The 24,974-nt window shown below is 48.9% G+C and carries 29 protein-coding genes and 2 tRNA genes; 12 read left to right on the top strand and 19 right to left on the bottom strand.

Features of this window, described 5'->3' with window-relative positions:
* Positions 1 to 37: 37 nt before the first annotated feature.
* Positions 38 to 934 (bottom strand): aldo/keto reductase, encoded by an 897-nt coding sequence (locus ACQ29O_RS10305; RefSeq protein WP_000250724.1) that lies wholly within the window; start codon positions 932 to 934, stop codon positions 38 to 40.
* A 50-nt stretch (positions 935 to 984) separates the two neighbouring features.
* Positions 985 to 1,224 (bottom strand): DUF1289 domain-containing protein, encoded by a 240-nt coding sequence (locus ACQ29O_RS10300; RefSeq protein WP_001538148.1) that lies wholly within the window; start codon positions 1,222 to 1,224, stop codon positions 985 to 987.
* A gap of 102 nt (positions 1,225 to 1,326) precedes the next feature.
* Here ACQ29O_RS10300 and ACQ29O_RS10295 point away from each other — a divergent pair, with 102 nt between their 5' ends.
* From ACQ29O_RS10295 to rnt, 4 genes are all read left to right on the top strand, one after another.
* A complete protein-coding gene (locus tag ACQ29O_RS10295; RefSeq protein WP_001041823.1) occupies positions 1,327 to 1,926 on the top strand; it encodes a TetR/AcrR family transcriptional regulator in 600 nt (199 codons plus the stop codon).
* A 58-nt stretch (positions 1,927 to 1,984) separates the two neighbouring features.
* Positions 1,985 to 3,082, top strand: coding sequence for an alkene reductase (locus tag ACQ29O_RS10290; RefSeq protein ID WP_000092933.1), 1,098 nt, complete (start codon positions 1,985 to 1,987; stop codon positions 3,080 to 3,082).
* 68 nt (positions 3,083 to 3,150) lie between these two features.
* Positions 3,151 to 3,558: a lactoylglutathione lyase gene (gene gloA / locus ACQ29O_RS10285; protein ID WP_001237787.1), complete on the top strand. Its 408-nt coding sequence runs from the start codon at positions 3,151 to 3,153 to the stop codon at positions 3,556 to 3,558.
* Between the two features lie 100 nt (positions 3,559 to 3,658).
* Complete coding sequence (gene rnt, locus ACQ29O_RS10280; RefSeq protein ID WP_001282270.1) at positions 3,659 to 4,306, top strand: ribonuclease T; 648 nt, start codon at positions 3,659 to 3,661, stop codon at positions 4,304 to 4,306.
* Positions 4,307 to 4,383: 77 nt separating this feature from the next.
* Here rnt and grxD read toward each other — a convergent pair whose 3' ends face one another.
* On the bottom strand, positions 4,384 to 4,731 hold the full coding sequence (gene grxD / locus ACQ29O_RS10275; RefSeq protein ID WP_000108176.1) for a monothiol glutaredoxin 4: 348 nt from the start codon (positions 4,729 to 4,731) through the stop codon (positions 4,384 to 4,386).
* A gap of 335 nt (positions 4,732 to 5,066) precedes the next feature.
* Between grxD and ACQ29O_RS10270 the strand changes: the two genes are divergently transcribed.
* Both ACQ29O_RS10270 and sodB read left to right on the top strand, forming a co-directional pair.
* Positions 5,067 to 5,888 (top strand): C40 family peptidase, encoded by an 822-nt coding sequence (locus ACQ29O_RS10270; RefSeq protein ID WP_014341074.1) that lies wholly within the window; start codon positions 5,067 to 5,069, stop codon positions 5,886 to 5,888.
* A gap of 126 nt (positions 5,889 to 6,014) precedes the next feature.
* Positions 6,015 to 6,596 (top strand): superoxide dismutase [Fe], encoded by a 582-nt coding sequence (gene sodB / locus ACQ29O_RS10265; RefSeq protein WP_000007299.1) that lies wholly within the window; start codon positions 6,015 to 6,017, stop codon positions 6,594 to 6,596.
* Positions 6,597 to 6,678: 82 nt separating this feature from the next.
* Here the strand turns inward: sodB and ACQ29O_RS10260 are convergent, their stop codons facing one another.
* The gene (locus ACQ29O_RS10260; RefSeq protein WP_000102277.1) at positions 6,679 to 6,768 is read right to left on the bottom strand and encodes a YnhF family membrane protein; all 90 of its coding nucleotides are present in this window, start codon (positions 6,766 to 6,768) and stop codon (positions 6,679 to 6,681) included.
* A gap of 295 nt (positions 6,769 to 7,063) precedes the next feature.
* Here ACQ29O_RS10260 and purR point away from each other — a divergent pair, with 295 nt between their 5' ends.
* A complete protein-coding gene (purR, locus tag ACQ29O_RS10255; RefSeq protein WP_000190993.1) occupies positions 7,064 to 8,089 on the top strand; it encodes an HTH-type transcriptional repressor PurR in 1,026 nt (341 codons plus the stop codon).
* Here purR and punR read toward each other — a convergent pair.
* Positions 8,086 to 9,018, bottom strand: coding sequence for a DNA-binding transcriptional activator PunR (gene punR, locus ACQ29O_RS10250; protein WP_000269523.1), 933 nt, complete (start codon positions 9,016 to 9,018; stop codon positions 8,086 to 8,088). The two genes, purR and punR, sit on opposite strands and share 4 nt — an antisense overlap.
* A gap of 112 nt (positions 9,019 to 9,130) precedes the next feature.
* Between punR and punC the strand changes: the two genes are divergently transcribed.
* On the top strand, positions 9,131 to 10,336 hold the full coding sequence (punC, locus tag ACQ29O_RS10245) for a purine nucleoside transporter PunC (RefSeq protein WP_001182316.1): 1,206 nt from the start codon (positions 9,131 to 9,133) through the stop codon (positions 10,334 to 10,336).
* Positions 10,337 to 10,625: 289 nt separating this feature from the next.
* Entirely contained in the window at positions 10,626 to 11,774 is a 1,149-nt protein-coding gene (gene cfa / locus ACQ29O_RS10240; protein WP_000098879.1) for a cyclopropane fatty acyl phospholipid synthase, read from the top strand.
* Positions 11,775 to 11,815: 41 nt separating this feature from the next.
* On the opposite strand, the gene ACQ29O_RS10235 is transcribed toward cfa, so the two are convergent.
* On the bottom strand, positions 11,816 to 12,457 hold the full coding sequence (locus ACQ29O_RS10235; RefSeq protein WP_000493976.1) for a riboflavin synthase: 642 nt from the start codon (positions 12,455 to 12,457) through the stop codon (positions 11,816 to 11,818).
* Positions 12,458 to 12,673: 216 nt separating this feature from the next.
* Here ACQ29O_RS10235 and mdtK point away from each other — a divergent pair, with 216 nt between their 5' ends.
* The 3 genes from mdtK (at position 12,674) to ACQ29O_RS10220 (ending at position 14,362) form a co-directional block, all read left to right on the top strand.
* Positions 12,674 to 14,047, top strand: a complete 1,374-nt coding sequence (gene mdtK / locus ACQ29O_RS10230) for a multidrug efflux MATE transporter MdtK (RefSeq protein WP_001175071.1) — start codon at positions 12,674 to 12,676, stop codon at positions 14,045 to 14,047.
* 151 nt (positions 14,048 to 14,198) lie between these two features.
* Positions 14,199 to 14,275 (top strand) — tRNA-Val (locus ACQ29O_RS10225).
* 10 nt (positions 14,276 to 14,285) lie between these two features.
* Positions 14,286 to 14,362 (top strand) — tRNA-Val (locus ACQ29O_RS10220).
* A gap of 157 nt (positions 14,363 to 14,519) precedes the next feature.
* Here the strand turns inward: ACQ29O_RS10220 and ssaU are convergent.
* The 13 genes from ssaU to ACQ29O_RS10155 all read right to left on the bottom strand — a co-directional run bounded on the left by ssaU (position 14,520) and on the right by ACQ29O_RS10155 (position 24,965).
* Positions 14,520 to 15,578: an SPI-2 type III secretion system apparatus protein SsaU gene (ssaU, locus tag ACQ29O_RS10215; RefSeq protein WP_001291714.1), complete on the bottom strand. Its 1,059-nt coding sequence runs from the start codon at positions 15,576 to 15,578 to the stop codon at positions 14,520 to 14,522.
* Positions 15,575 to 16,354, bottom strand: coding sequence for an SPI-2 type III secretion system apparatus protein SsaT (gene ssaT / locus ACQ29O_RS10210; RefSeq protein WP_001746577.1), 780 nt, complete (start codon positions 16,352 to 16,354; stop codon positions 15,575 to 15,577). Before ssaT ends, ssaU begins: the two co-directional genes overlap by 4 nt.
* Complete coding sequence (gene ssas, locus ACQ29O_RS10205; protein ID WP_000999982.1) at positions 16,355 to 16,621, bottom strand: SPI-2 type III secretion system apparatus protein SsaS; 267 nt, start codon at positions 16,619 to 16,621, stop codon at positions 16,355 to 16,357.
* On the bottom strand, positions 16,618 to 17,265 hold the full coding sequence (gene ssaR, locus ACQ29O_RS10200) for an SPI-2 type III secretion system export apparatus protein SsaR (protein ID WP_000056368.1): 648 nt from the start codon (positions 17,263 to 17,265) through the stop codon (positions 16,618 to 16,620). The genes ssas and ssaR overlap by 4 nt, the downstream gene beginning before the upstream one ends.
* A 67-nt stretch (positions 17,266 to 17,332) precedes the next feature.
* On the bottom strand, positions 17,333 to 18,301 hold the full coding sequence (gene ssaQ / locus ACQ29O_RS10195; protein WP_000944182.1) for an SPI-2 type III secretion system cytoplasmic ring protein SsaQ: 969 nt from the start codon (positions 18,299 to 18,301) through the stop codon (positions 17,333 to 17,335).
* Entirely contained in the window at positions 18,282 to 18,656 is a 375-nt protein-coding gene (gene ssaP / locus ACQ29O_RS10190; protein ID WP_001223304.1) for an SPI-2 type III secretion system apparatus protein SsaP, read from the bottom strand. The genes ssaQ and ssaP overlap by 20 nt, the downstream gene beginning before the upstream one ends.
* Entirely contained in the window at positions 18,637 to 19,014 is a 378-nt protein-coding gene (gene ssaO, locus ACQ29O_RS10185) for an SPI-2 type III secretion system apparatus protein SsaO (RefSeq protein WP_000449088.1), read from the bottom strand. Before ssaO ends, ssaP begins: the two co-directional genes overlap by 20 nt.
* Before the next feature lie 2 nt (positions 19,015 to 19,016).
* Positions 19,017 to 20,318 carry a SctN family type III secretion system ATPase SsaN gene (gene ssaN, locus ACQ29O_RS10180; protein WP_000787216.1) on the bottom strand — a complete coding sequence of 434 codons (1,302 nt, stop codon included), beginning with the start codon at positions 20,316 to 20,318 and terminating at the stop codon, positions 19,017 to 19,019.
* On the bottom strand, positions 20,308 to 22,353 hold the full coding sequence (ssaV, locus tag ACQ29O_RS10175) for an SPI-2 type III secretion system apparatus protein SsaV (protein WP_001258232.1): 2,046 nt from the start codon (positions 22,351 to 22,353) through the stop codon (positions 20,308 to 20,310). The genes ssaN and ssaV overlap by 11 nt, the downstream gene beginning before the upstream one ends.
* The gene (gene ssaM, locus ACQ29O_RS10170; RefSeq protein ID WP_000383696.1) at positions 22,338 to 22,706 is read right to left on the bottom strand and encodes an SPI-2 type III secretion system apparatus protein SsaM; all 369 of its coding nucleotides are present in this window, start codon (positions 22,704 to 22,706) and stop codon (positions 22,338 to 22,340) included. The genes ssaV and ssaM overlap by 16 nt, the downstream gene beginning before the upstream one ends.
* A 57-nt stretch (positions 22,707 to 22,763) precedes the next feature.
* Positions 22,764 to 23,780, bottom strand: coding sequence for an SPI-2 type III secretion system apparatus protein SsaL (gene ssaL, locus ACQ29O_RS10165; RefSeq protein WP_000238880.1), 1,017 nt, complete (start codon positions 23,778 to 23,780; stop codon positions 22,764 to 22,766).
* Positions 23,746 to 24,420, bottom strand: coding sequence for an SPI-2 type III secretion system apparatus protein SsaK (ssaK, locus tag ACQ29O_RS10160; protein WP_253336045.1), 675 nt, complete (start codon positions 24,418 to 24,420; stop codon positions 23,746 to 23,748). The genes ssaL and ssaK overlap by 35 nt, the downstream gene beginning before the upstream one ends.
* Positions 24,417 to 24,965 carry a type III secretion system domain-containing protein gene (locus ACQ29O_RS10155; RefSeq protein ID WP_001526945.1) on the bottom strand — a complete coding sequence of 183 codons (549 nt, stop codon included), beginning with the start codon at positions 24,963 to 24,965 and terminating at the stop codon, positions 24,417 to 24,419. Before ACQ29O_RS10155 ends, ssaK begins: the two co-directional genes overlap by 4 nt.
* Positions 24,966 to 24,974: the final 9 nt, after the last annotated feature.

The following is a 24,974-nucleotide window of genomic DNA, read 5'->3' as shown; positions in this document are numbered from 1 at the left end:
TGGCGAAAACATGTACGGAAAGTCAATGAGTTGGCGATTACGGCACGTCATAACCCAGTGCCGCCTTGCGGATTCGGAACCACTGTTGACGCGACAATGACAGCGTTTCCGCTTCTAGTGCGGCACGTACGCGTTCGATTTTACCCGAGCCAATAATCGGCAGCGGCTGCGACGGCAAACGTAAAATCCAGGCATAGACCACCTGTTCAATAGAACTGGCGTTGAGTTCTTGCGCGATAACGGAAAGTTCCTGGCGCAACGGCTGATAAGCCTCATCATTAAACAGCCGACCGCCGCCAAGACATGACCAGGCCATCGGACGAATACGCAGTTGCTGTAATTGATCTAATGTGCCGTCCAGCAACAAAGGCTGGTGAACCGGCGAGATCTCCACCTGGTTGGTCGCCAGGGTGAAAGGCAGGCGCGATTGCAGCAACGTAAATTGCGCTGGCGTAAAATTAGAAACGCCAAAATGGCGCACTTTGCCGCTTTGGTGCAGATGTTGAAACGCCTCGGCGACGTCATCCGCATCCATTAACGGATCGGGACGGTGAATTAACAACATATCCAGATAATCTGTCGCCAGATTTTTTAATGACTGTTCGGCGCTCAGAATAATATGGCGGCGATCGGTAATATAATGACCGAGCTTATTTTCCGCTCTGGCAGTGGTGGCAATACCGCATTTGGTGACGATTTGCAGTCTTTCCCGCAAATGCGGCGCCAGCGTTAGCGCCTCGCCAAATGCCGCTTCGCACTGATAACCGCCATAAATGTCCGCATGGTCAACGGTAGTGACGCCCAAATCCAGATGTTCTTCGATAAAACTCACTAACTGACGCGCGGACATATTCCAGTCCATCAAACGCCAGTAACCCATGACAAAACGCGAAAACTCCGGGCCTTGTGGAGCGATGGTGACACGCTGAACCATAACAGATTCCTCATAGAGAATAATGAGGTTGAGTATACGCAATTCCGCGTTTAAAAGAGTGAAGGTTGTTGAGGATCTTCCGATGGGAGAGGCTTGTTTGCGCGTATTTTACGCAAGAAACGCTGGCGACAAAGCCGCAGTACATTTTGTTTCTCGGCATCGCTCATTTTTTGCCAGTTAAACCGTTCGTCGCGGCTGCGCATACAGCCCCGACAAAAGCCACGCTCATCAGACTGGCAGATACCGCGACATGGGCTTGCTACAGGAAAAAACTCCAACTGCTCGGCCACATCCCCTCCTCAACGTTTGGCGCTTATGACTATTGAAGACGCTAACTGACATTATGGCAACTCTGCTTGCAGTAGACCGACTGGTCTACTATACTGCCTGCTATGAATAAGCAAACCGAACATGATACCCGCGAACATCTGCTGGCCACCGGCGAGCAGCTTTGTATGCAACGGGGTTTTACCGGCATGGGGCTTAGCGAATTGCTCAAAACCGCCCAGGTGCCTAAAGGGTCGTTTTATCACTACTTTCGCTCGAAAGAAGCCTTCGGCGTCGCCATGCTTGAGCGACATTACGCCTGCTATCATCAGCGTCTTACGGCGCACTTCACCTCCGGTCCCGGTAATCATCGCGATCGCCTTCTCGCCTGGTATCAGGAAACGTTAAAGCAGTTTTGCCAGCAAGGCGCCATCAGCGGTTGCCTGACGGTGAAACTGTCAGCGGAGGTCTGCGATCTGTCGGAGGATATGCGCTCTACGATGGATAAAGGGGCGCAGGAGATCATGGCACTGCTTGCACGCGCGCTGGAAGATGGCCGTAATAGCCACTGTTTACATTTCACCGGCCAGCCGTTGCCACAGGCGCAGGTACTTTATGCCCTGTGGCTGGGCGCCAATTTGCAGGCCAAAATATCCCGTAGCGCCGCGCCGCTGGAAAATGCGTTGGCGCATGTTAAGACCATCATTGCAACGCCTGAGCAGTAACAGGCGTTTTTATTTCCTTTATTACAAGACGACCGGTCTACTTATATCAGGAGCCACTATGTCATCAGCAAAACTGTTTACCCCCCTCAAGGTGGGTGCCATCACGGCGACAAATCGCGTATTTATGGCGCCTTTGACGCGTTTGCGGAGTATTGAACCGGGCGACATTCCTACGCCGTTAATGGCGGAATATTACCGTCAACGCGCCAGCGCCGGATTGATCATCAGCGAAGCCACACAAATCTCCGCACAGGCGAAAGGCTATGCCGGCGCACCGGGATTACACAGCGATGAGCAGATCGCCGCCTGGAAAAAAATCACTCAGGGAGTTCATGCTCAGGGCGGCCATATGGCGGTGCAACTGTGGCATACGGGCCGTATTTCACACGCCAGCCTGCAACCAGGCGGACAAGCGCCCGTTGCGCCATCCGCTATCAATGCGGGAACTCGCACTTCTTTGCGTGACGAAAACGGCCAGGCCATCCGCGTAGAAACTTCCACGCCGCGCGCGCTGGATACTCACGAGATCCCCGGGATCGTCAACGATTTCCGCCAGGCTATCGCCAATGCCCGAGAGGCAGGCTTCGACCTGGTGGAGCTGCACTCCGCGCACGGTTATCTGCTGCACCAGTTCCTCTCTCCGTCTTCTAATCACCGTACCGATCGGTACGGCGGCAGCGTAGAGAATCGCGCCCGTCTGGTGCTGGAGGTGGTTGATGCCGGCATTAAGGAATGGGGCGCCGACCGTATCGGCATCCGCCTTTCTCCTGTCGGCACTTTCCAGAATGTCGATAACGGCCCGAATGAAGAAGCTGACGCCCTTTATCTGATTGAAGCGTTAGGCAAACGCGGCATTGCTTATCTGCATATGTCTGAACCAGACTGGGCGGGCGGAGAACCGTACAGCGACGCATTCCGTGAAAAAGTGCGCGCGTGTTTCCACGGCCCCATCATCGGCGCTGGCGCCTATACGCCAGAAAAAGCGGAAGATCTGATCGAAAAAGGGCTGATTGACGCCGTGGCGTTTGGTCGCGATTACATCGCTAACCCGGATCTGGTGGCGCGTCTGCAACGTAAAGCGGAACTTAATCCACAGCGTCCCGAAAGTTTTTATGGCGGCGGCGCGGAAGGCTACACTGACTACCCTACTCTGTAATTTCATTGATAGCGGCCGCACATCGCCGCTATACTTTGAATATCTTGACTATTTTAAGGACAACGAAAATGCGTTTATTGCATACTATGCTGCGCGTCGGCGATTTGCAGCGTTCCATCGCTTTTTACACCAACGTTCTGGGCATGAAATTGCTGCGTACCAGTGAGAATCCGGAATACAAATACTCGCTGGCCTTTGTGGGATATGGTCCGGAAACGGAAGAAGCGGTCATCGAACTAACCTATAACTGGGGCGTTGAGAGCTATGACATGGGCAATGCGTACGGGCATATCGCGCTGAGCGTTGACAATGCCGCTGAAGCCTGTGAACGCATTCGTCAGAACGGCGGCAACGTGACCCGTGAAGCGGGGCCGGTAAAAGGCGGTTCGACTATCATCGCCTTCGTTGAAGATCCGGATGGCTATAAAATCGAATTGATTGAAGCTAAAGACGCAGGCCGCGGTCTGGGTAACTGATCCCCCGCCGGGCGCAGGTCACTGCGCCCGTTGTTTTACTGCATCCCGGCGTAAAATTTGCCATAATACGCGCTGCATTTTTTCGTATTAAGAGACTCAGATGTCCGATAACGCTCAACTTTCCGGTCTGTGCGACCGTTTTCGTGGTTTTTATCCTGTCGTCATCGACGTTGAAACTGCAGGATTTAACGCTAAAACCGATGCGCTGCTCGAAATCGCCGCCATCACGCTGAAAATGGATGAACAAGGCTGGCTGATGCCGGACATGACGCTGCATTTCCATGTGGAGCCGTTCGCTGGAGCCAACTTACAGCCGGAAGCGCTTGCGTTTAACGGTATCGATCCCTCTAACCCGCTACGAGGCGCGGTGAGTGAATATGAGGCGCTACACGCTATTTTCAAAATGGTGCGTAAAGGTATCAAAGAAAGCGGTTGTAGCCGCGCCATTATGGTCGCGCATAACGCCACTTTTGATCACAGTTTTATGATGGCCGCCGCAGAGCGCGCCTCGCTGAAACGTAACCCGTTTCATCCGTTCGTCACCTTTGATACCGCGGCATTGAGCGGACTGGCGCTGGGGCAAACGGTGTTATCAAAAGCGTGCCTGGCGGCAGGTATGGAGTTTGACGGCGAAAAGGCCCATTCCGCTTTGTATGATACCGAGCGGACAGCGGTGCTGTTTTGTGAAATCGTCAATCGCTGGAAGCGCCTGGGCGGCTGGCCGTTACCTTTGCCGACGGATAAATAACGTGGCTAACGACGCCGCTTTTGCTCACGATGGCGGTAAAAAAGCGACCTTTACAGGTCGCTTTCCCCTTTCACAGATTACTCTGCGTCCGGCTCCTGAGTTTTATATTTTGCCGCAGTTTCTTTAATAAGCTGCTGCAACTCACCACGCTGATACATCTCAATCACAATATCACACCCGCCGACCAGCTCGCCGTCCACCCACAGTTGTGGGAATGTCGGCCAGTTGGCGTATTTCGGTAATTCAGCGCGAATATCCGGGTTTTGCAGGATATCAACATAGGCAAAACGTTCCCCGCAGGCTGAAAGCGCCTGAACGGCCTGCGCAGAAAAACCACAGCTTGGCAGCTTCGGTGAACCTTTCATATACAGGAGAATCGGGTTTTCAGCGATCTGGCGCTGAATTTTTTCGATAGTGGTGCTCATTGTCTCGCTTCCTTAAACTACTTTTACGACTGAAGCCTGTCATTGTAACGGGTCAGGCTGGCAACGGAAAATAACATTTTCATCATGCCTTATTATTTTACCGTCTGCGGGAATAAGTTGTATACAAAATATCTTTTAAGCGGGTTGCCACGCAGTGATTCGTCGATAACGCGTTCGTGTTTAGCATTAATTGCTATTTTTTTTACATCTGTTAACGAAACACAGCTTCAGAAACCAAAAGCAATTACCAATCTGTGCTTTTGTAGATTAGAATTATCAGGTTTTGTAAATCATACGCAGGCATGAATCGCCTGCCTTTAACAGAGGATTGCTCAGTGGCGCGGATAAACAAAATCTCGATCACGCTCTGTGCTTTACTTTTTACTACTCTCCCTTTTACGCCAATGGCCCATGCTTCCAGGCAAGCCAAAGCGACGCCTGCTGTTTCTCATGTCACGAAAACGGCAGATAAAAAGAAAAGCACAACGAAAAAGATCAGTAAGACCAGCAAAAAAAACGTAAAAAAAACCTCAAAAACCAGCCGTTCTTCTTCCGCTTCTACGCCAAAACGTACCACCGCCGCCACGAAATCTCGTCATACGACGCATCGTCGTAACAGAACCGCGCCCACGTCAATCGCCGCCCTCGACGTAACGGAAAAATGCACGACGCGTAAAGGCCGTAAGCCGCACTGCGTGAAGGGGAAAGGAACATTGACGGTCTCTATTGCCGATGCGCATCGTGCAAAAGTACAAAAAGCGACGAAAACCGCGATGTCCAAACTCATGAACCAGATTGGTAAACCGTATCATTGGGGAGGCGCGTCGCCGCGTACCGGTTTTGATTGCAGCGGTCTGGTTTATTATGCCTATAAAGATTTAGTGAAGATCCGTATCCCCCGAACGGCGAATGAGATGTATCACCTGCGTGACGCGGCGCCCATTGAGCGTAGCGAGTTGAAAAACGGCGATCTGGTGTTCTTCCGTACGCAGGGGCGCGGCACCGCCGATCACGTTGGCGTCTATGTCGGCAACGGTAAGTTTATCCAGTCTCCGCGCAGCGGTCAGGAAATTAAGATCACCTCACTGAACGAAGAATACTGGCAACGTCATTATGTCGGCGCCCGCCGGGTGATGACGCCTAAAACAATTCGCTAATATTTTATCCTGTCGTTTAACGACAGGATAACTTCTTCTTTTGCGCCACCGCTCAATTTGCTACCCTATCCTTACGCGCACCAGGGGTATTGTGCGTGCGCAATATTAATAATAAGGAGAGAAGCAATGTCGTTCGAATTACCTGCATTACCGTATGCCAAAGATGCTCTGGCGCCGCATATTTCTGCTGAGACGCTGGAATATCACTATGGCAAACATCATCAGACTTACGTGACCAATCTTAACAATTTGATCAAAGGCACGGCGTTTGAAGGCAAATCGCTGGAAGAGATCGTGCGCACTTCCGAAGGCGGCATCTTTAATAACGCCGCTCAGGTGTGGAACCACACCTTCTACTGGAACTGCCTGGCGCCAAACGCTGGCGGCGAACCGACCGGGAAACTGGCTGATGCTATCGCGGCATCTTTTGGCAGCTTCGCGGAATTTAAAGCGCAGTTCACCGATGCCGCTATCAAAAACTTTGGTTCCGGATGGACATGGCTGGTAAAAAGCGCTGATGGCAAACTGGCTATCGTTTCTACCTCAAATGCCGGTACGCCGCTGACTACGGATGCAACGCCGTTGCTGACGGTTGATGTGTGGGAACACGCGTATTACATCGACTACCGCAACGCCCGTCCAAACTATCTGGAGCATTTCTGGGCGCTGGTTAACTGGGAATTTGTTGCGAAAAATCTCGCCGCATAAGTCTGAGTACGCAGAAGGTACGCCTTCTGCGTTTTAGAGAGGGATAGAATAGAGGAGACGCCCACCCTCAGAAGAGAGGAAATCAGTGCAGAGCGGCCGTTAATCCACCTGCGACAATCACGCCCAGAACAATCAGCGTAGTAATCAACGAAAATTTCAGGTCGGTACTCATCAAGTTTTCTCCTTTTTATTCCCACACAAAAAGTGATATAGCGCATTTTTGCACATTCCCGCACAAAAATCTCTCATGTTTTATATTGATAACTGTTTTTAACGCTTCCCCTTTTCCTCAAGATCAGACAAAATTCCAGGCTTACTGAATTAGCGTAACGGCCATTGACCCCTTCCTGACGTTCCGTGTCGTTTTTCCGGCGTGCCGCAACCCTGATGTTGCGATTAGGGTGTGTGTAGGCAAACGTTTACCTGGCGTTTCTCAGGAGCTTAGCGAGGGTCTGGAGTGAAATGTAATGGCAACAATTAAAGATGTAGCGAAACGAGCAAACGTTTCCACTACAACTGTATCACACGTAATCAACAAAACGCGTTTTGTCGCTGAAGAAACGCGTAACGCGGTCTGGGCGGCAATTAAAGAGCTGCACTACTCTCCCAGCGCCGTCGCGCGTAGCCTGAAGGTTAACCATACCAAGTCGATAGGCTTACTGGCGACCAGCAGCGAAGCGGCCTATTTTGCCGAAATTATCGAGGCGGTTGAAAAAAACTGTTTCCAGAAAGGCTATACGCTGATTTTAGGCAACGCCTGGAATAACCTGGAAAAACAGCGCGCCTACCTGTCCATGATGGCGCAAAAGCGCGTGGATGGCCTGCTGGTGATGTGTTCTGAGTATCCAGAACCTCTGCTTTCCATGCTGGAAGAGTATCGCCATATTCCGATGGTGGTGATGGACTGGGGTGAAGCGAAGGCCGATTTTACCGACACGGTGATTGATAACGCCTTTGCAGGCGGCTATATGGCGGGTCGTTATCTGGTTGAGCGCGGCCACCGGGATATCGGCGTTATTCCCGGCCCGCTGGAGCGCAACACCGGCGCGGGCCGGCTGGCAGGCTTTATGAAAGCCATGGAGGAGGCGCTGATCAACGTGCCGGACAACTGGATTGTTCAGGGCGACTTCGAGCCGGAATCCGGTTACCACGCGATGCAGCAAATTTTATCGCAGTCACATCGCCCTACCGCCGTTTTCTGCGGCGGCGATATTATGGCGATGGGCGCGCTTTGCGCGGCTGACGAAATGGGGCTTCGCGTACCGCAGGACGTTTCGGTGATCGGTTATGACAATGTGCGTAACGCCCGTTACTTTACCCCGGCGCTGACGACGATTCACCAGCCCAAAGACTCTTTAGGCGAAACCGCATTTAATATGCTATTGGATCGCATCGTCAATAAGCGCGAAGAGTCACAGTCTATTGAAGTTCATCCACGCCTGGTTGAGCGTCGCTCGGTCGCTGACGGCCCGTTCCGCGACTATCGGCGTTAATCCCCGCTGTCGGGAGCCTCTTCTGGCTCCCGCAGCCACTCCCGATTCAACGTTTCGCTATCGCCCAAATAGTCCAGCAGCCATGCCAGCGCGGGCGAGGCTTCGTTTTGCTGCCACGTCACGCAACAGGCCGCATCGGGAAACGGATTCTCTAACGTCAGCGCCACCCATTTTCCGCTGTCTATCCACTGTCGGGCAAAATGCGTCGGCACCATTCCCACGCATAGTCCTGCCGACAGGCAGGTTGCCGATGACTCCCAGTCCGGTACGACGACCCTTTTTTGGTTATCCAGCAGCCAGGTAATCCGTTTCGGTAAGGTTCGCGAAGTGTCTTCCCTGACCAGCGACGGCCAGTTGCGCAGGGTATCATCGCTTAACGGCCCAGGCATCGACGCCAGCGGGTGATCGCTTGCCACTACGCAGCTCCAGCTCAGGGTCCCCATATCCCGAAAAGCGTAACGCCCCCCTACCGGAATCGCCTGCGTCGCCCCAATCGCCAGTTCGACACGCCCGTCGGAGAGCGCGTCCCAGACGCCGTTAAACACCTCCTGAAAAACCAGCAGTTCCACATCGTCAAAATGGCGATAGAAATCGACGATCATCTGCCGGGTACGTTCTGGTCTGACGATATTGTCCACCGCAATAGCTAACTGCCCACGCCAACCATTAGCAATTTGCTGACACTGTTGGCGAGTGATCTGCATTTTTTTGATAACAGAACGCCCTTCTTTTAAAAACCAGACGCCAGCAGGCGTCAGTTCAACATCACGGTGACGTCGTACAAAAAGCGGTACGGCCAGCCACTCCTCTAACTGACGAACGGTGTAACTGACTGCTGAAGGCACACGGTGCAGTTCCTGCGCCGCCGCGCTAAAACTGCCATTGCGCGCTACGGCGTCAACCACTTCAAGCGAGTATTCCGACCACATAATTTGCCTACAAAAATTTTGAATTCACTGGACAAATATTAACGTTTCACAACCGTAATTTCACTCCCTACACTCTGCGACAATGTCTGTCTGATAAGAAAGAGAAACAAATATGCAACCTGGAAAAGGTTTTTTAGTCTGGTTAGCCGGTCTTAGCGTGCTGGGATTTCTGGCTACGGACATGTACCTGCCCGCGTTTGCCGCCATACAGGCGGATTTACAAACGCCTGCCGCCGCGGTCAGCGCCAGCCTAAGCCTGTTTTTAGCTGGCTTTGCCGTCGCGCAACTCCTCTGGGGACCGCTATCGGATCGTTATGGCCGTAAACCGATTTTACTGCTAGGGTTATCTATCTTTGCACTCGGAAGTCTGGGGATGCTGTGGGTAGAAAGCGCGGCAGCACTGCTGACGCTGCGCTTCGTGCAGGCCGTCGGCGTTTGCGCGGCAACGGTAATCTGGCAAGCGCTGGTGACCGATTATTACCCTTCGCAAAAAATTAACCGTATCTTCGCCACGATCATGCCACTGGTGGGATTATCCCCGGCGCTTGCGCCCTTACTGGGAAGCTGGATACTGACGCATTTCTCATGGCAGGCGATTTTCGCCACTCTGTTCGTGATTACGTTGTTGCTGATGTTGCCGGCGCTGCGTTTAAAACCATCGGTAAAAGCGCGTACCGAAGGACAGGATAAACTCACTTTCGCGACGTTGTTACGCTCTAAAACCTATCGCGGTAATGTGCTGATTTATGCCGCCTGTTCCGCCAGCTTTTTTGCGTGGCTAACAGGGTCCCCGTTTATTCTCAGCGCGATGGGTTACAGCCCGGCAGTGATTGGCCTGAGCTATGTTCCGCAAACCATCGCTTTTCTGATTGGCGGATATGGTTGCCGCGCGGCGCTACAAAAATGGCAGGGTTACCAATTGCTTCCGTGGCTGTTAGGGCTGTACGCGCTGAGCGTTATCGCCACCTGGGGAGCGGGCCTTCTGAATAATGCCTCACTGGTGGAGATCCTGATTCCTTTCTGCGTAATGGCGATTGCTAATGGCGCCATCTACCCTATCGTCGTCGCGCAAGCGTTACGCCCTTTCCCTCAAGCCACGGGGCGCGCTGCGGCGCTACAAAATACGCTGCAACTGGGGTTATGTTTCCTGGCAAGCCTGGTGGTTTCATGGCTCATCAGCACGCCGCTGCTGACCACCACCAGCGTAATGCTCTCTACCGTTGTTCTGGCGGCGTTAGGCTACAAAATGCAGTCTCATGCAGATTGCGCTGAGACCGGATTTCCCCATGCCAATGTCGCCCACGACAAGTCTCACTAAAGACTTGTTAACCGCTGGTAATTAGCACGCTAACAATTTTCGGTTGAATCATCAAAAATTGCGGCCTATACTGATTCCCGGTTGTTTATATTACGATAATTATTTGGCATTAACGGGAACCGGAGCGTTCCCGATTCACCATGGATGGCCTTTTCGGCAAGGGTTCCTCCCTTCCTCTGTTCTACGTCGGATAACTGGCTCACGGAATTGTCCGTGGGATTTCTCACAAAGCCAAAAAAGCGTCTACGCTGTTTTAAGGTTCTGATCACCGTCCAGTGATGGAGAAACTATGAGTTCATCGTGTATAGAAGAAGTCAGCGTACCGGATGATAACTGGTACCGAATCGCCAACGAATTGTTAAGTCGCGCGGATATTACAATTAATGGTTCCGCCCCGTCTGACATTCGTGTTAAGAATCCCGATTTTTTTAAACGCGTCCTTCAGGAAGGATCGTTGGGGTTAGGTGAGAGTTACATGGATGGCTGGTGGGAATGCGAGCGTCTGGATATTTTCTTCAGCAAAGTCTTACGTGCCGGTCTTGAAAATCAACTCCCCCACCATGTTAAAGATACGCTCCGTATCCTCGGCGCGCGTCTGATTAATCTACAAAGTAAAAAACGCGCCTGGATTGTCGGCAAGGAACATTACGATCTTGGTAATGACCTTTTTTCCCGTATGCTCGATCCCTATATGCAATATTCTTGCGCCTACTGGAAAGATGCCGATACGCTGGAAGCGGCACAGCAAGCCAAGCTGAAATTAATTTGCGAAAAGCTACAGCTACAACCGGGGATGCGTGTGCTGGATATCGGCTGCGGCTGGGGCGGTCTGTCGCAATATATGGCGACCCATTATGGCGTTAGCGTGGTGGGCGTAACGATCTCCGCTGAACAACAAAAAATGGCGCAGACGCGTTGCGAAGGTCTGGATGTCTCCATTCTCCTGGAAGATTATCGCGACCTTAACGATCAGTTTGACCGAATCGTCTCCGTCGGCATGTTCGAACATGTCGGGCCAAAAAACTACAACACCTATTTTGAGGTTGTTGACAGGAATTTAAAACCGGATGGTCTTTTCCTGCTCCATACTATTGGTTCTAAAAAAACCGATCATAATGTCGATCCGTGGATCAATAAGTATATTTTCCCCAACGGTTGCTTGCCGTCTGTTCGTCAAATCGCCGAGGCCAGCGAATCACACTTTGTAATGGAAGACTGGCATAACTTTGGCGCCGACTATGACACGACTCTGATGGCGTGGCATGAGCGCTTTATCAATGCCTGGCCAGAGATTGCGGGCAATTATAACGAGCGCTTTAAACGTATGTTCAGCTATTATCTCAACGCCTGCGCGGGTGCGTTTCGCGCGCGTGATATCCAGCTTTGGCAGGTGGTATTTACGCGCGGCGTTGAAAACGGACTGCGCGTTCCTCGCTAATCATCTCCCCCGCATTTCATGCGGGGGAATCTTATTTTCCGTTAGCCAATATCGGCCTGATTTCTGACCGCATTTTCTCGCGCAGCCAGTACGCGTTCTACGGTATCGACAACCGCCTGCGTTTGCGGATCGATCTCGATATTCACACGCTCACCCAGTTTTTTTCTGCCAAGCGTAGTACGTTCCAGCGTTTCCGGAATGAGATGCACGCAGAAGCGCGTTGGCGTTACCTCGCCGACGGTCAAACTGATGCCGTCGACGCCGATAAAGCCTTTGTACAGGATATACTTCATCAGGGACGCATCCTGCACTTTAAACCACACCTGATGGTTATTTTCGGAGGTCAGGATTTTCGCGATCTCCGCCGTCGTAATAATATGCCCCGACATCAGATGACCACCGATTTCATCGCTGAATTTAGCGGCACGCTCTACGTTGACCTCATCACCTACCCTCAACGTGCCCAGATTGGTGATGCGCAACGTTTCTTTCATCAGATCAAAACTTATCTGGTTGCCGTTTATTTCAGTCACCGTCAAACAGCATCCGTTATGCGCTACCGACGCCCCCGTCTCCAGCCCCTCCAGCATGTAGTCCGGTAACGTCACCACATGGGTGCGAAAGTTGGGTTTTTCATCAATCGATACCAGTTTCGCGGTACCCTGTACGATCCCCGTAAACATATCTTCAACTCCTGAAATAAATAAAAGCAGAACTGTTCAGCACAATAGCAGGTGGAAAAACAGCTTGCCAGCAATGCGCCGTTAACAACTGTTTTTTCACTGGAGAAATAGTAATACCCCGCTACAATAGACTGAAATTTCCCCTGCTATTTCTTTTGGCTGCCACTACGGCGGCTTTTTAGTCTTTCATATAACAACAAAATAAAAGGTGAATACGTGCAGAAGTATACCAGTGAAGCGCGTCAGTTATTAGCGTTAGCGATACCGGTGATCCTTGCGCAAGTGGCACAGACCGCAATGGGATTCGTCGATACCGTCATGGCGGGAGGCTATAGCGCTACGGACATGGCTGCCGTCGCTATCGGCACCTCTATCTGGCTTCCCGCCATTTTGTTTGGTCACGGCTTACTGCTGGCCTTGACGCCTGTGATTGCGCAACTCAATGGCTCCGGCCGTCGTGAGCGTATCGCGCATCAGGTTCGACAAGGGTTCTGGCTGGCGGGCTTTGTCTCCGTGCTGGTGATGATCGTCCTGTGGAATGCCGGATACATTATCCGCTCTATGCATAATATTGATCCGGCGCTGGCCGATAAAGCCGTGGGTTATCTTCGCGCGCTGCTGTGGGGCGCGCCAGGATACCTTTTCTTTCAGGTAGCGCGAAACCAGTGCGAAGGTCTGGCCAAAACCAAACCGGGTATGGTGATGGGATTTTTGGGCCTGCTGGTGAATATTCCGGTGAACTATATTTTTATCTATGGCCATTTTGGTATGCCGGAACTCGGCGGTATCGGCTGCGGCGTTGCGACTGCGGCGGTCTATTGGGTGATGTTTATCGCCATGCTTTCTTACATTAAACACGCGCGTTCAATGCGTGATATTCGTAATGAAAAAGGCTTTGGCAAACCTGATAGCATCGTCATGAAGCGCCTGATTCAACTGGGGTTGCCGATTGCGCTGGCGCTGTTCTTTGAAGTGACGTTATTTGCGGTCGTTGCGCTGCTGGTTTCGCCATTAGGTATTGTGGATGTCGCCGGTCATCAGATTGCGCTTAACTTTAGCTCGCTGATGTTCGTACTGCCGATGTCGCTGGCTGCGGCGGTAACGATTCGAGTGGGTTATCGTCTGGGCCAGGGCTCAACGCTGGATGCGCAAACCGCAGCGCGTACCGGTTTAGGCGTCGGCATTTGTATGGCTGTGGTTACCGCTATTTTTACCGTTACTCTGCGTAAGCATATTGCTTTGCTCTACAATGACAACCCTGAGGTCGTGGCGCTTGCCGCGCAATTAATGCTGCTCGCTGCGGTTTACCAGATTTCCGACTCTATACAGGTTATCGGCAGCGGTATTCTGCGCGGTTATAAAGATACGCGTTCCATCTTTTTTATAACCTTTACCGCCTACTGGGTGTTAGGTTTACCCAGCGGTTATATCCTGGCGTTAACGGATTTGGTGGTGGATCGTATGGGACCGGCAGGCTTCTGGATGGGGTTCATCATCGGCCTGACCTCGGCGGCGGTGTTAATGATGCTACGGATGCGCTATCTACAACGTCAGCCGTCCGCCATCATTTTGCAGCGCGCTGCGCGATAATACGACGATAGCCGTCGCATGGCGGCTATTTTCTCGACATGTTGCATATTTCCACCGCAATCAGGTGATTTCAGGAAGAAAATTGCGATTTCCCTCTTGCCTCATTGCGGTTGTGACGCTAATATTCGTCCCCGTTGTCACCTACAACGTTGCGTTCATAGCTCAGTTGGTTAGAGCACCACCTTGACATGGTGGGGGTCGTTGGTTCGAGTCCAATTGAACGCACCATCATTTTAATGCGTCTGTAGCTCAGTTGGTTAGAGCACCACCTTGACATGGTGGGGGTCGATGGTTCGAGTCCATTCAGACGCACCAATCCATTATCTTGTTTAATTTTAAAATACGCTATCTGGTGCTTGTGCCAGGCTAAAAGCGATTATTTTCAGTCTCTCACCTTTATCGTCAAGCACTGCTCTATACGCTATTACCCTCTTAACCTTCGCAGTGGCCTGAAGAAGCATACCAAAAGCATTTATGGTGTTTCGGTAGAATGCGCATAATCTATCTTCATCACCATACGTAACAAGGCTGCAACGGGTTCAAATAACGTTTCAGGAATTTTATCTCCGCGTTCCACTTCAAAAAATAATGAGCGGGCCAGCTCAACATTTTCAACAACGGGGATGCAGTTGCGTTCAGCGATGTTAACAATATAGTTAGCTTGAGCATCACTGCCTTTTTCCAGGACGCGTGGTATTGGCATATCGGTGGGATGATAGCCAAGACAAACCGCAATATGCGTTGGATTACGCACTACCGCAACAGATTGTTTAACAGATTGAGCTAAACTCCCACTTTGTATTTCACTCTGCATTTCCCGACGCCGTGTCTTCATTTGAGGATCGCCCTCCAGATCTTTATGCTCCTGTTTTACGTCATCTTTACTCATTTTTAGATCTTTTCTAATCTTATAATATTGAAAAGAATAGTCCAGTATGCCAACGACGATATAAAAAGCCATCACCCCAACCCATAACCATTTTATTAAAGAAGAAACCACAAGCAGGCCACAGGCTAACCCACAGTACGGTAGCGCCCGAAAAGTACTGGCATAATAATAAAAGAAAAAAGCAAAGATAAGAGATAGCATGATAACTTTCAGGCTGGATTTACATAATTCTACTACGCTATGTAAAGAGAATATCTGCTTAAAATTACTTACCGGATTTATATGCTCGCTTTTAAAACCTATGGCCTTGCTGGCAATAACCACCCCCACCTGAAGAAACACGCTACCCACAGTAGCAACTATTACCCCAGCGCCCAGAAACAGCAGTGCAGAAGTCAGTGACTCTATTAAAGCATGACTCAATTGCGTTAATGCATAAGAAAATGGTTTATTTACTAATTGTAATGTGAAAGTTATTGACTCAATCAGTATCAAAATCATCTTTTCAGTAAAGAAATGAAAATACAAATAAAGCGCAATCAGCTGAAATAATGATGTTATTTCAATACTTTTGACAACCTGCCCTTCCTTACGGCCATCACGTAATTTCTTTTCTGTAGGCTGTTCTGTTTTCTCGCTCATACAGATGGAAACCAGTCTTTTAGATAAATATAAAATTTATCGCTTTCAACCAAATAGTGATGAAGAGCATAAGGGAATGAGATCAGGAGCGTCAGTAGAACCAATATACTTTTGAGCGGCATTGAGAGGAAAAACACATTCAATTGTTGTGCCGACCGATTTAAAAGACCTAAAGCCAGATCGGCTAATACCATACATATTATGGCAGGAAGAGAGAATCTGATACATAATTGATAAAGCGTTCTCCACTCTGCCTGGATATATTTTAAAAATTGCTGGTCAAATAATAAAGTACGCCCTGGTGGTAAATATTGATATGACTCATACAGAATGTTTAATATAAACTCCATGCCGCCGCTTATAAAGAAAATAACACACAAGAACTGGCTGAAAAGCAAGCCAAAAAGTGAGGTTTCAGCTTCTATTGTAGAATTGAATATCGTACCCATTGTCGCGCCACGTAAAGTATCAAGCAGAAACCCCGCCATATCAACGGCCCAAAAGGGAACCGCCGCACAAAACCCAATTAAAAAACCAATAATCACCTCTCCGGTGACTAACCCTAACCAGCTGTAATCTTTACCAATATGCATCATAATCTTCTGCTGGTAAATGATTGGTAATATGGGAAAGGTAAGTGACATAAGCACGCCATTACGTAAAATCGCGGACCCTAAACTGCCACTTTTTAATAGGGGAAGTAATAAAGAGAGGCTCAATGGTCGAATAAAAGCCGCAGCCAATGCAATAAGCCACTCATTTACCTGTTGTGCCATTCAACCATGCTCTCCAATTCGTAACATTATCTGCCGGGTATAATTCAACAGGATACCGCTAAGCCATGGGTAGCTGACCATTAAGGTTATTGCAATTGCCAATAATTTAATCATGAACTGTAGCGTTTGGTCCTGTATTTGAGTCAAGGCCTGAACAAGGCTTACGATGACACCAACTACCGATGCCACCAACACCACCGGCATAGACGTAAAAAGGACGATCCATAAAAGTTGCGTTACAAATTGCGTCAATTCAGAATCATTCATGAAAAGCTCTGTACCAATTGCGCCAGTGTCAGATCCCAACCGCCTGCCAGTAAAAATATTAGCAGCTTAAACGGTAATGAAATGGTCATTGGCGATACCATCATCATCCCCATAGCCAGCAGTATATTTGAAATAAGCAGGTCAATAGCCAGAAAGGGAAGATAAATAAGTAATCCAATCCGAAATGCCTGCGTCAACTGACTCACCGTAAATGCCGGAATTAATATGAGCAAAGAATCAGGTTTTATCTTTCTTTTTATGTCTTCAGGCCAGGTTCGTTTTATCAAACTCCGAAAATAATTGGCTTCCTTCTCTTCAGAGTTTTTTTGCAAAAACTGTCGATAAGGCGCTAATGCTTTACTGTCCCACTCAGACGTCCAGAAAGGAGCGCCAGCGACCTGAACCGGATGCCAGCGCTCTTTTACAGCTAATAGCGTCGGCCCCATAATGAATAAGGAAAGTACAAGCGCGAGGCCATACAGTGCGATATTTGGGGGAACTTGTTGAATACCCAGAGCATTTCGTAAAATCGAAAATACCACCGCCAGTTTAAGGAAAGAGGTTCCCATGACGATAATGAGAGGCAGTATTGAAAGCAGAAACAATATACCAATCAGTTGCAAAGGCGAATCGGGTAAAGACATACTGTATCTCTCATGACACGACCTAGAACGCTATTATATTGTTCGCATATTATTTTTCTTATCAGGTTTACGCTGTATTTTTGCAAAGATACCAACGTGTAATACGCACCATAAATTCATTGCCACAGGCAATCAACTCACCTTGCCCAATAATACGGTCATTTACTCTTATCGTCACCTCTGGCGCAAAACATCCACCTACAGGCAAAACGTCCCCCGTTTTAAGTTGTCGTAATTGTCCAATTTCCAGACTCGCACGTCCGATCTCAAAGAGCACCTGTTGTGGTATCTGCTCAAGTTCTACTGAAGATGTTCCGTCACTCTTTGACATTGGACTCCCTGACGCAAGTAGCGTTTCGATATCCTGGACTAATTCATCAAATTTCATCGTGTTATCCTCTGTCAGCAACACCCTCGCGTAGATCCCCCCAGGTAGTTGAATAGCAAAAAAACCGAGTCTGATGTCGCCAAAGCAATGAATCCGAACGCCCATGCCGATTTCGATAGACTCAAGTTCAATTAACGTAAGCTGGCACCAGCCTAAATATACAGGGACTACTACAGGAGGGGCAGGATAAATCTGTTGTCGCGCAGCAGAAAGCTCTCCGACTATATTGCGCAAAAAACCCGTTGGCCATGTAAAAATAATGCTATGGAACTCATGTTCTTCAACTGTCCATTTAATATGCAACGCTAGCTGATGTGGTAGATTACTGCAGGATGTTGGCGGTTCGTTCTGACAGAGGGTTGCATCACTGGCTTGCAATAACGGCGCCAGCCCCCATTCAGCTATTCCATATAGCAATTCAGGATCGATAGCCGATCGATTAGCGGTGCCAATTAACCCTTCACACCAGCGCTGCCAGCATTCTTCTGCAATCCACACCCTACCCAGCTCATTATGATAATTTATGGTAAATAATGTCCCTTGCTGTACTGGATATTGTTGCATACTCAATGTCAGCTCACCAATGGTAGCGCCTTGCGTTGGAAGCATCTCCATCCACGGACGCTCTTCATTCGCTATTCTTAACATAGAATATCTCCAGGGAAATTATATACCCCATATGCAGCAACTGAGACTCCAGCCACTGCTTTAGCGCTTTCATCGAACGGTAAATTTCATGATGAGGGACATTGATTCTTAACTGAATTAGCCCCCCTGATTCACAGACTTCACACTCTACACCGTCAAGATAACCGCCACTAACACGATAACGTTGCGTGAAAACCACGTTCTTATTCAATGCTGCAGGAGGATTATTCTCACCAATGGGTAATGCCTGGTGCATGAGTTGTTCAAAGTCCATACGTTCCGCCTCCGCCTCGTTATCATCCTGATAAGACTGGCATGGCAACCCAAGACTTCCCTCAACTTTGGTAATACGCATCGCTTAATACCATAGTAATTTTTTCTTTCTTTTTCATAAGCGCATTAAAATTCTTCTGTAATTCGCTTCGCTGGGAGACAAGCTGCTGATACTGATTCTCTAACTGCTGCCGTTGCGTCAAAAAGCTCTGCGCCTGAGTGAATAACCCGGCCATTTGTTGTTTCTTATCCAACAATAAATGACAAGATAACGTACCTTGCCAGCCCATTAATTCTTTCAGTCTGGTAGACACTGCTAAAGCGCGCGTCTGGCAAATCTGCTGTTCCGTAATAATCGCCTGTTGCTGCTGATCAAGTACGGTAAGCTTGCCGCGTAATTGCTTTTCACGCCGCGCGATTATCTCCAGCAAAGTTTCCATGATCACTCGGTGAGTATTTGGTGTAATTTTTCTATAAGTAGCTCGGGTCCGCATACTTCATCCTTACTTTGTCGCAAAAATGTGCAAATATCCGGATAGGTATCAATGGCTTTGTCAGTATCAGTATCAACTCCTCGCTGGTATTCCCCAATGCGTATTAACAGTTCAACCTCCTGGTAAAGCGCCAGGCGCCGCCGCAATATCGCCGCCAGTTGACGATGCTCATGGCTGGTAACGACTGGAAAAACGCGGCTGAGCGTTGCCAGCACGTCAATGGCAGGATAATGCCCCCTCTCTGCAAGCCGCCGGGATAGCACAATATGTCCATCAAGTAGTGAACGGACTTCATCCGCCAACGGCTCATTCATATCATCGCCTTCCACCAGTACCGTATAAAATGCGGTAATACTGCCTTTTTCCCCCATTCCTGTACGTTCTAAAAGTCGTGGCAATGCACTAAATACGCCTGGCGGATATTCTCCAGAAACTGCGGTCTCTCCGGCGGCCAGAGCGATTTCTCGTGCGGCCCTGGCATAACGCGTCAGTGAGTCGGCAAGCAAGACGACTCGCTTTCCATTATCGCGAAAAAATTCTGCTATCGTGGTAGCCACAAACAGCGCCCTCACGCGCTCTAAGGCGGGTCTGTCAGAGGTTGCGACAACAATGACACAGCGTTTTCGGGTCTCTTCAGACAGTGTAAAATCGATGAATTCGCGGACTTCTCGTCCACGTTCACCAATTAACACCAGAACATTGCTGTCTGCGTCTGGCGCATTACACAGCATCGCCAGAAGCGTGCTTTTCCCCACGCCAGGAGCAGAAAAAATACCCACTCGTTGCCCTTCGCCACAGGTTGCAACGCTATCAATAGCGCGAATCCCCGTCATTAATGGTTGAGTGATAGGCTGTCGAACCATTGCGGGAGGAGGCATTGCATCATAGTCTTTCCAGCAGACGTCGGGCAGTTCGCGGCCATCAAGGGGACGACCAAAACCATCAATGACTCGCCCTAATAACGCTTCGCCCACGGGAACCTGATGGCGTCGCCTTAAGGCCATCACTTGCTGCCCGCAGTGAAGTCCGATTGTACTCGTAAAAGGAGATAGCAAAGCTTTGCTGCCATTAATCCCCACGACTTCAGCAAGTTCTTCTCCAGGCTTTATACAGCACAACTCACCCATAAATACCCCAGGCAACCACGCATTTAACAACGTTGCGCTGACATCCTGAATTCGGCCCCATCGACAATAACCATCGGGGGGCGGATATTTCAGCCTCAGACGTTGCATCAATTCATTCTTCATTGTCCGCCAACTCCTCTTCGCTAAGGTCAATACTTTCTACCACTTGTATAAGGCTCTCCTCTCCTAATTCCTGCCATGACAAAATCGGTACGTCGAACAAGGTGGCTTCTGTAATTTTTCGCAAGAAACGTCGGGTGTCGACAGAAGTGACAATGAATAATTTGGCTGACTGCTTCAGCGCCTGCTCGATAAGTTGCAGGATCTGCGTCTTATGACGAGACGACAGCGCAGTATAGGTCCCCATTACCGTCTGGCGAATGGATTCACGCACGAGGTTCTCAATACCTTCGCCGATCCGCAAAATCGGCAGCGGTTTTCCTTCCGGATTAAGACGACGCAGAATATGACGGCGAAGCGCGATACGGACATATTCTGTCAACATCAGGACATCTTTTTCACGTGGCGCCCAGTCAATTAAGGTGCCGAAAATAAGACGTAAATCTCTAATAGAAACCCGTTCTGATACAAGCCGTTGCAAAGTTTCAGCGATTTTATTAATGGGTAACTGGCGTTGAAGCTCTTTCACCAGCTCAGAGTAGTTTTTTTCCATCGCATTCATTAGATAACGCGTTTCCTGAACACCAATAAACTCTCCCATATGCCGAAGCAGGACACATTTTAATAAGGCAGAGATACGTTGGCTGCCCGCGAAAACGTCCAGTCCAAAACCTTGCGCCTTATGGGCCATGTCTTTTGTAAGCCAACAGATCTGCCCCATCCCGTTCGGTAACGTCTGGCTGTCACCCACCACACTAGCGTCCGCGCCTATCAATAAATAATCCGCCTGAGCGGGAATAGATAAACTAAATACGGGTTCCTGATATAGCAGTACCGTCAATTTTTCGGTGGGTTCAGGCAAAACCTCAATATTCACCTCAGGGAGAGGGACGCCGGTATCCTCAAATAAAAACCATCTCATGGCGTCAATATCACGAATCAGGTCGGCAGAATGTAATGTCGGGCTAAGACGTAAGATTAGAGGACATGCGCCGGGAACCATACTATCTTTTTCCGGTGCTTCGACGCCATTTGCGGAAACCACAGACTTTTTGCGGCGAATGAGGATAATTGGCAATGCTAACAACGCTGAAAAGAAAGCGAGAGTGATAAAAGGAAAGCCAGGAATTAAAGCGAGGAGCATTAAAACCACAGCGGTTAATATGAGCGACTGAGGTTGTCTGGCAATTTGAGAACTCAACTCTGTCGCCAGGTTCTGGCGTTTCTCACCCGGGACACGGGTGACAATAATTCCCGCGCTAAGGGAAATCAGCAGCGATGGAATTTGCCCACATAAACCATCTCCGATTGACAGTACGCTATAAGTGTGAACAGCCTCACTCATCGACATATCATATTGTACGATAGCGATAATGATACCGCCGATAATGTTCACCAGAACAACAATAATACCGGCAATCGTATCGCCTTTAACAAATTTCATCGCACCGTCCATCGCACCGAGAAAGCGGCTTTCCTGCTGGACATGCTGTCTTAATGTACGGGCATGGTCTGCATCGATAACTCCGGCACGCAAATCGCCATCGATACTCATTTGTTTGCCTGGCATCCCATCAAGCGAGAAACGTGCGCTAACTTCCGCCACCCTCTCGATACCTTTTGTAATGACAATAAATTGCACGATAGTAATGATGGTAAATACGACCAACCCAACGGTGAGATTTCCTCCTACGACAAACTTACCGAAAGCATCCACAATATTACCGGCATTATGTTGTAACAGTACCAGCCGTGATGTGCTGATTGTGAGTGACAAACGATATAATGTAGTAATAAGTAATAAAGACGGAAATACCGATAAATCGAGAGGGTCACTAAGATAAATAGCAATTAAGAGCAGGATCACTGAAAACATAAGGTTGATAGTAATCAGGATATCAACCATCCAGGTCGGCAAAGGTAACAGCATCATCACAATAGCGATTAATAACACCGTCGCCAGAACCATATCCTGCCGACCCGCGCATACACTGAGCCACTGTTGCGCCCTGACTCCCTCACCTAACCATGAACGCATTGCGACTCCAGAAATTTTATTTGTCGATGATGTAATCGTAACCAGAGCTCGGCGGAGCTGGAAAGAGGTGGAGAACAACTCATTGCAAGCCCATCGCGCAACAAAAATAATCGTTGAGGAATACCCTGGAACGCTGCGGGTTTCCAGTTAGCCAACGCTTTAAAAAGCAGTTCTTCGTCTAAGAAGGTTTGCTTGAGTATCTGACATAAGTGAATACGACAGTTATGATAGTTTAGATAGGTTTCATATTGTCCTTGCCGCCAGAACATATTGGTCGCTAAAGGCCGTTCAGCTAATCCTGCTAATTGAATAAAAAGCTGAATATTACGTTCAGTAATGAGATCCCAATCCATCCTGACGCCTCATGATGAGCCAGAAAGCCAATTTACCTAAATATTGAAAGCCAGGTATCAGAATAAAACCTGATTTATCTTTACTTCACGAAGCGTTTCGAGAATTTGTTCACGTTGATCTTCGTCGTTAAAACAGTTATCGGGTATCAGCATAAACTGCGCATCAAGTTGTTGGAGTAACCGATTGAACATCTTCGATGAAGAAACTATAGCGGTAAGTCTATCAAGCAACCAATCACTGAAAAGCCAGCGCTCACAAATAATATCGAGTAGTAGCGGCAGTAATGTATTAGGCGGCAACTGGCAAATCCACTCCTCACGCTGGCACTCTTTTTCAAGGCCAAGGAATAACAGCAAACGACGCAAACGTACTAATGCTGCGGCCAAACGACTTTGCTCCGAGGGTTCGATGCATATGCTAAGTTCAAAGGCTATTGCTCTTAGCAAAATACGGACCCGTTCACAGCGATCCGGCCAGTCTGCCACGCGTCTGAACCACTGCGATAAGGGCATTTCATCGTTGTCTATCGCCTGTTGCATAAAACGCTTCAGCGAGGACAGCGTAGCGGTATCCACTTCGCCAAGTTCCAGTAAACTAAAAACGGCAAGTTCCCATCCCTCCTCCGCTGTAAGCGTATCCAGTTGCGATTGCAAATCGCGTTTTTTCTTTTTTGACAACCCGCCGGCAGTAAGCGCCATTGCAAGAGCGATAATTTGATACGCATTCTGTAAATCAGGATCACTATTCTCTTCGGTAAGCGGACGCAACGCTGCCCCATTATCCTCCTGTATTTGTTTTATCAAACGCAGCAAAGCCTGCTGCCTGCGCTCCAGTTTCTCAGCATCAGTGAATTTATTACTTTCGCGCAGTTTACCACTCAGCGCCATTCCTATTTCTTCCATCGTCTCATAGAGCGCTGCCCCCGTCGTTTCCTGTAACTCCTGGAGAGCTAACATTGAAGGCGAAATAACCTCTTGTTCCTCTATAACCTGGCCAGGGGTAAATGCTGTAGGGGGCGTCATTTTTATCTCATTAATTTTAATATTCATCGCTACCTCTTTTATCTTCACCATTACGTAACCATTTCAGTAACGCGTTGAAATGACGAGAAAGTGAAAACTCAACGGCATATCGTGTTGAGGAAAGTTCAGCCTGATCGGGAGAGAAACCAGGCTCGATAATCAACGTAAACCGCTTGCCAAAAGTTTCACGCATCAATGCCTCTTTTTCAGGATGAATACGCAAATAAAGCGCTCCCTCTTCCGCCATAGCCGTGGCCTGGCGTACCAGACGATGGCACATAACACTGTCTACCGACTGTTGGTCGAACCAGGCCAACAGAACCTGTTCTATACTATTTTTAATATGATGCGCTGCGTGATCGACCAATGAACGAAATTGATTTTCATCTTCTTGTAAATGTTTTACATGCTGTTCCAGCCATTCCACTTCCATTTTTTCCAGCGTATTTTTACGCAAGCACGCTAGTTCTTGTTGCTGCTCAACTTTCTGTTCACGCTGATAACGATAGGCGTCTCGGATGATTTTTTCAGCCTTACGGTAAGCGGAGCTCACAATAGCATGTGAAACTCTCTTAGCTTGTTGCTCTTGCGCAAATAAAGTTAATTGTAATATTATCCACTGTGACTCAATAATATTTCGAGCGGGTAGCTTATGGTTAATTTCCGTCAGAGGAAGTGAAGTAAAACTCATAGCAAATGCTCCATGAAGATAATCTCGGTAAGAGAAGTCTTCGGCCAAAGTATACGCTGCGGAGGGGGTAATAATACTAATAGCGCATGTAAAACCGCATCGTCATGCGCTTCCCGATTAAGAATGGCGGTACCGATCTGCAATGCAGTTTGTTGCATCACTTGCGGAGGAAGTAATTTGCCATCTCTTTGCCCCAACCAACCATATAGCTGCCAGATCTCATCCTCGCTAAACCACTGTAGAAGCAATTGCCGATACTCTGGTAGCATAAAATAGTCACTACACCTGAGTTTGAATAATCCCAGCCCAAAGGCAAATGCCGATATACGCGGCGCAAGACGAACCTGCCGTTTTTGCCTGTCATTTAAACAGGCTGGAATAACAGAGCTTCCTCTTAGTCTATTTAACGCTCTGTCAAGAAGACGATCCAACTCGGGCCGATCGCCATAACGCCAGCAGTTTGAAAGATGAAAGCCCAGCTTATCCAGCCATTCCGGTACAGCGTAACGAGCAGGTTGCCAGAAATAACGATAAAGTTGCAACACCTCGGGATC

It is taken from the genome of Salmonella sp. GDC200615, from assembly GCF_050574145.1.
Classification (GTDB): Bacteria; Pseudomonadota; Gammaproteobacteria; order Enterobacterales; family Enterobacteriaceae; genus Salmonella; species Salmonella enterica.
This window is presented reverse-complemented; position numbering and strand designations above follow the sequence as displayed.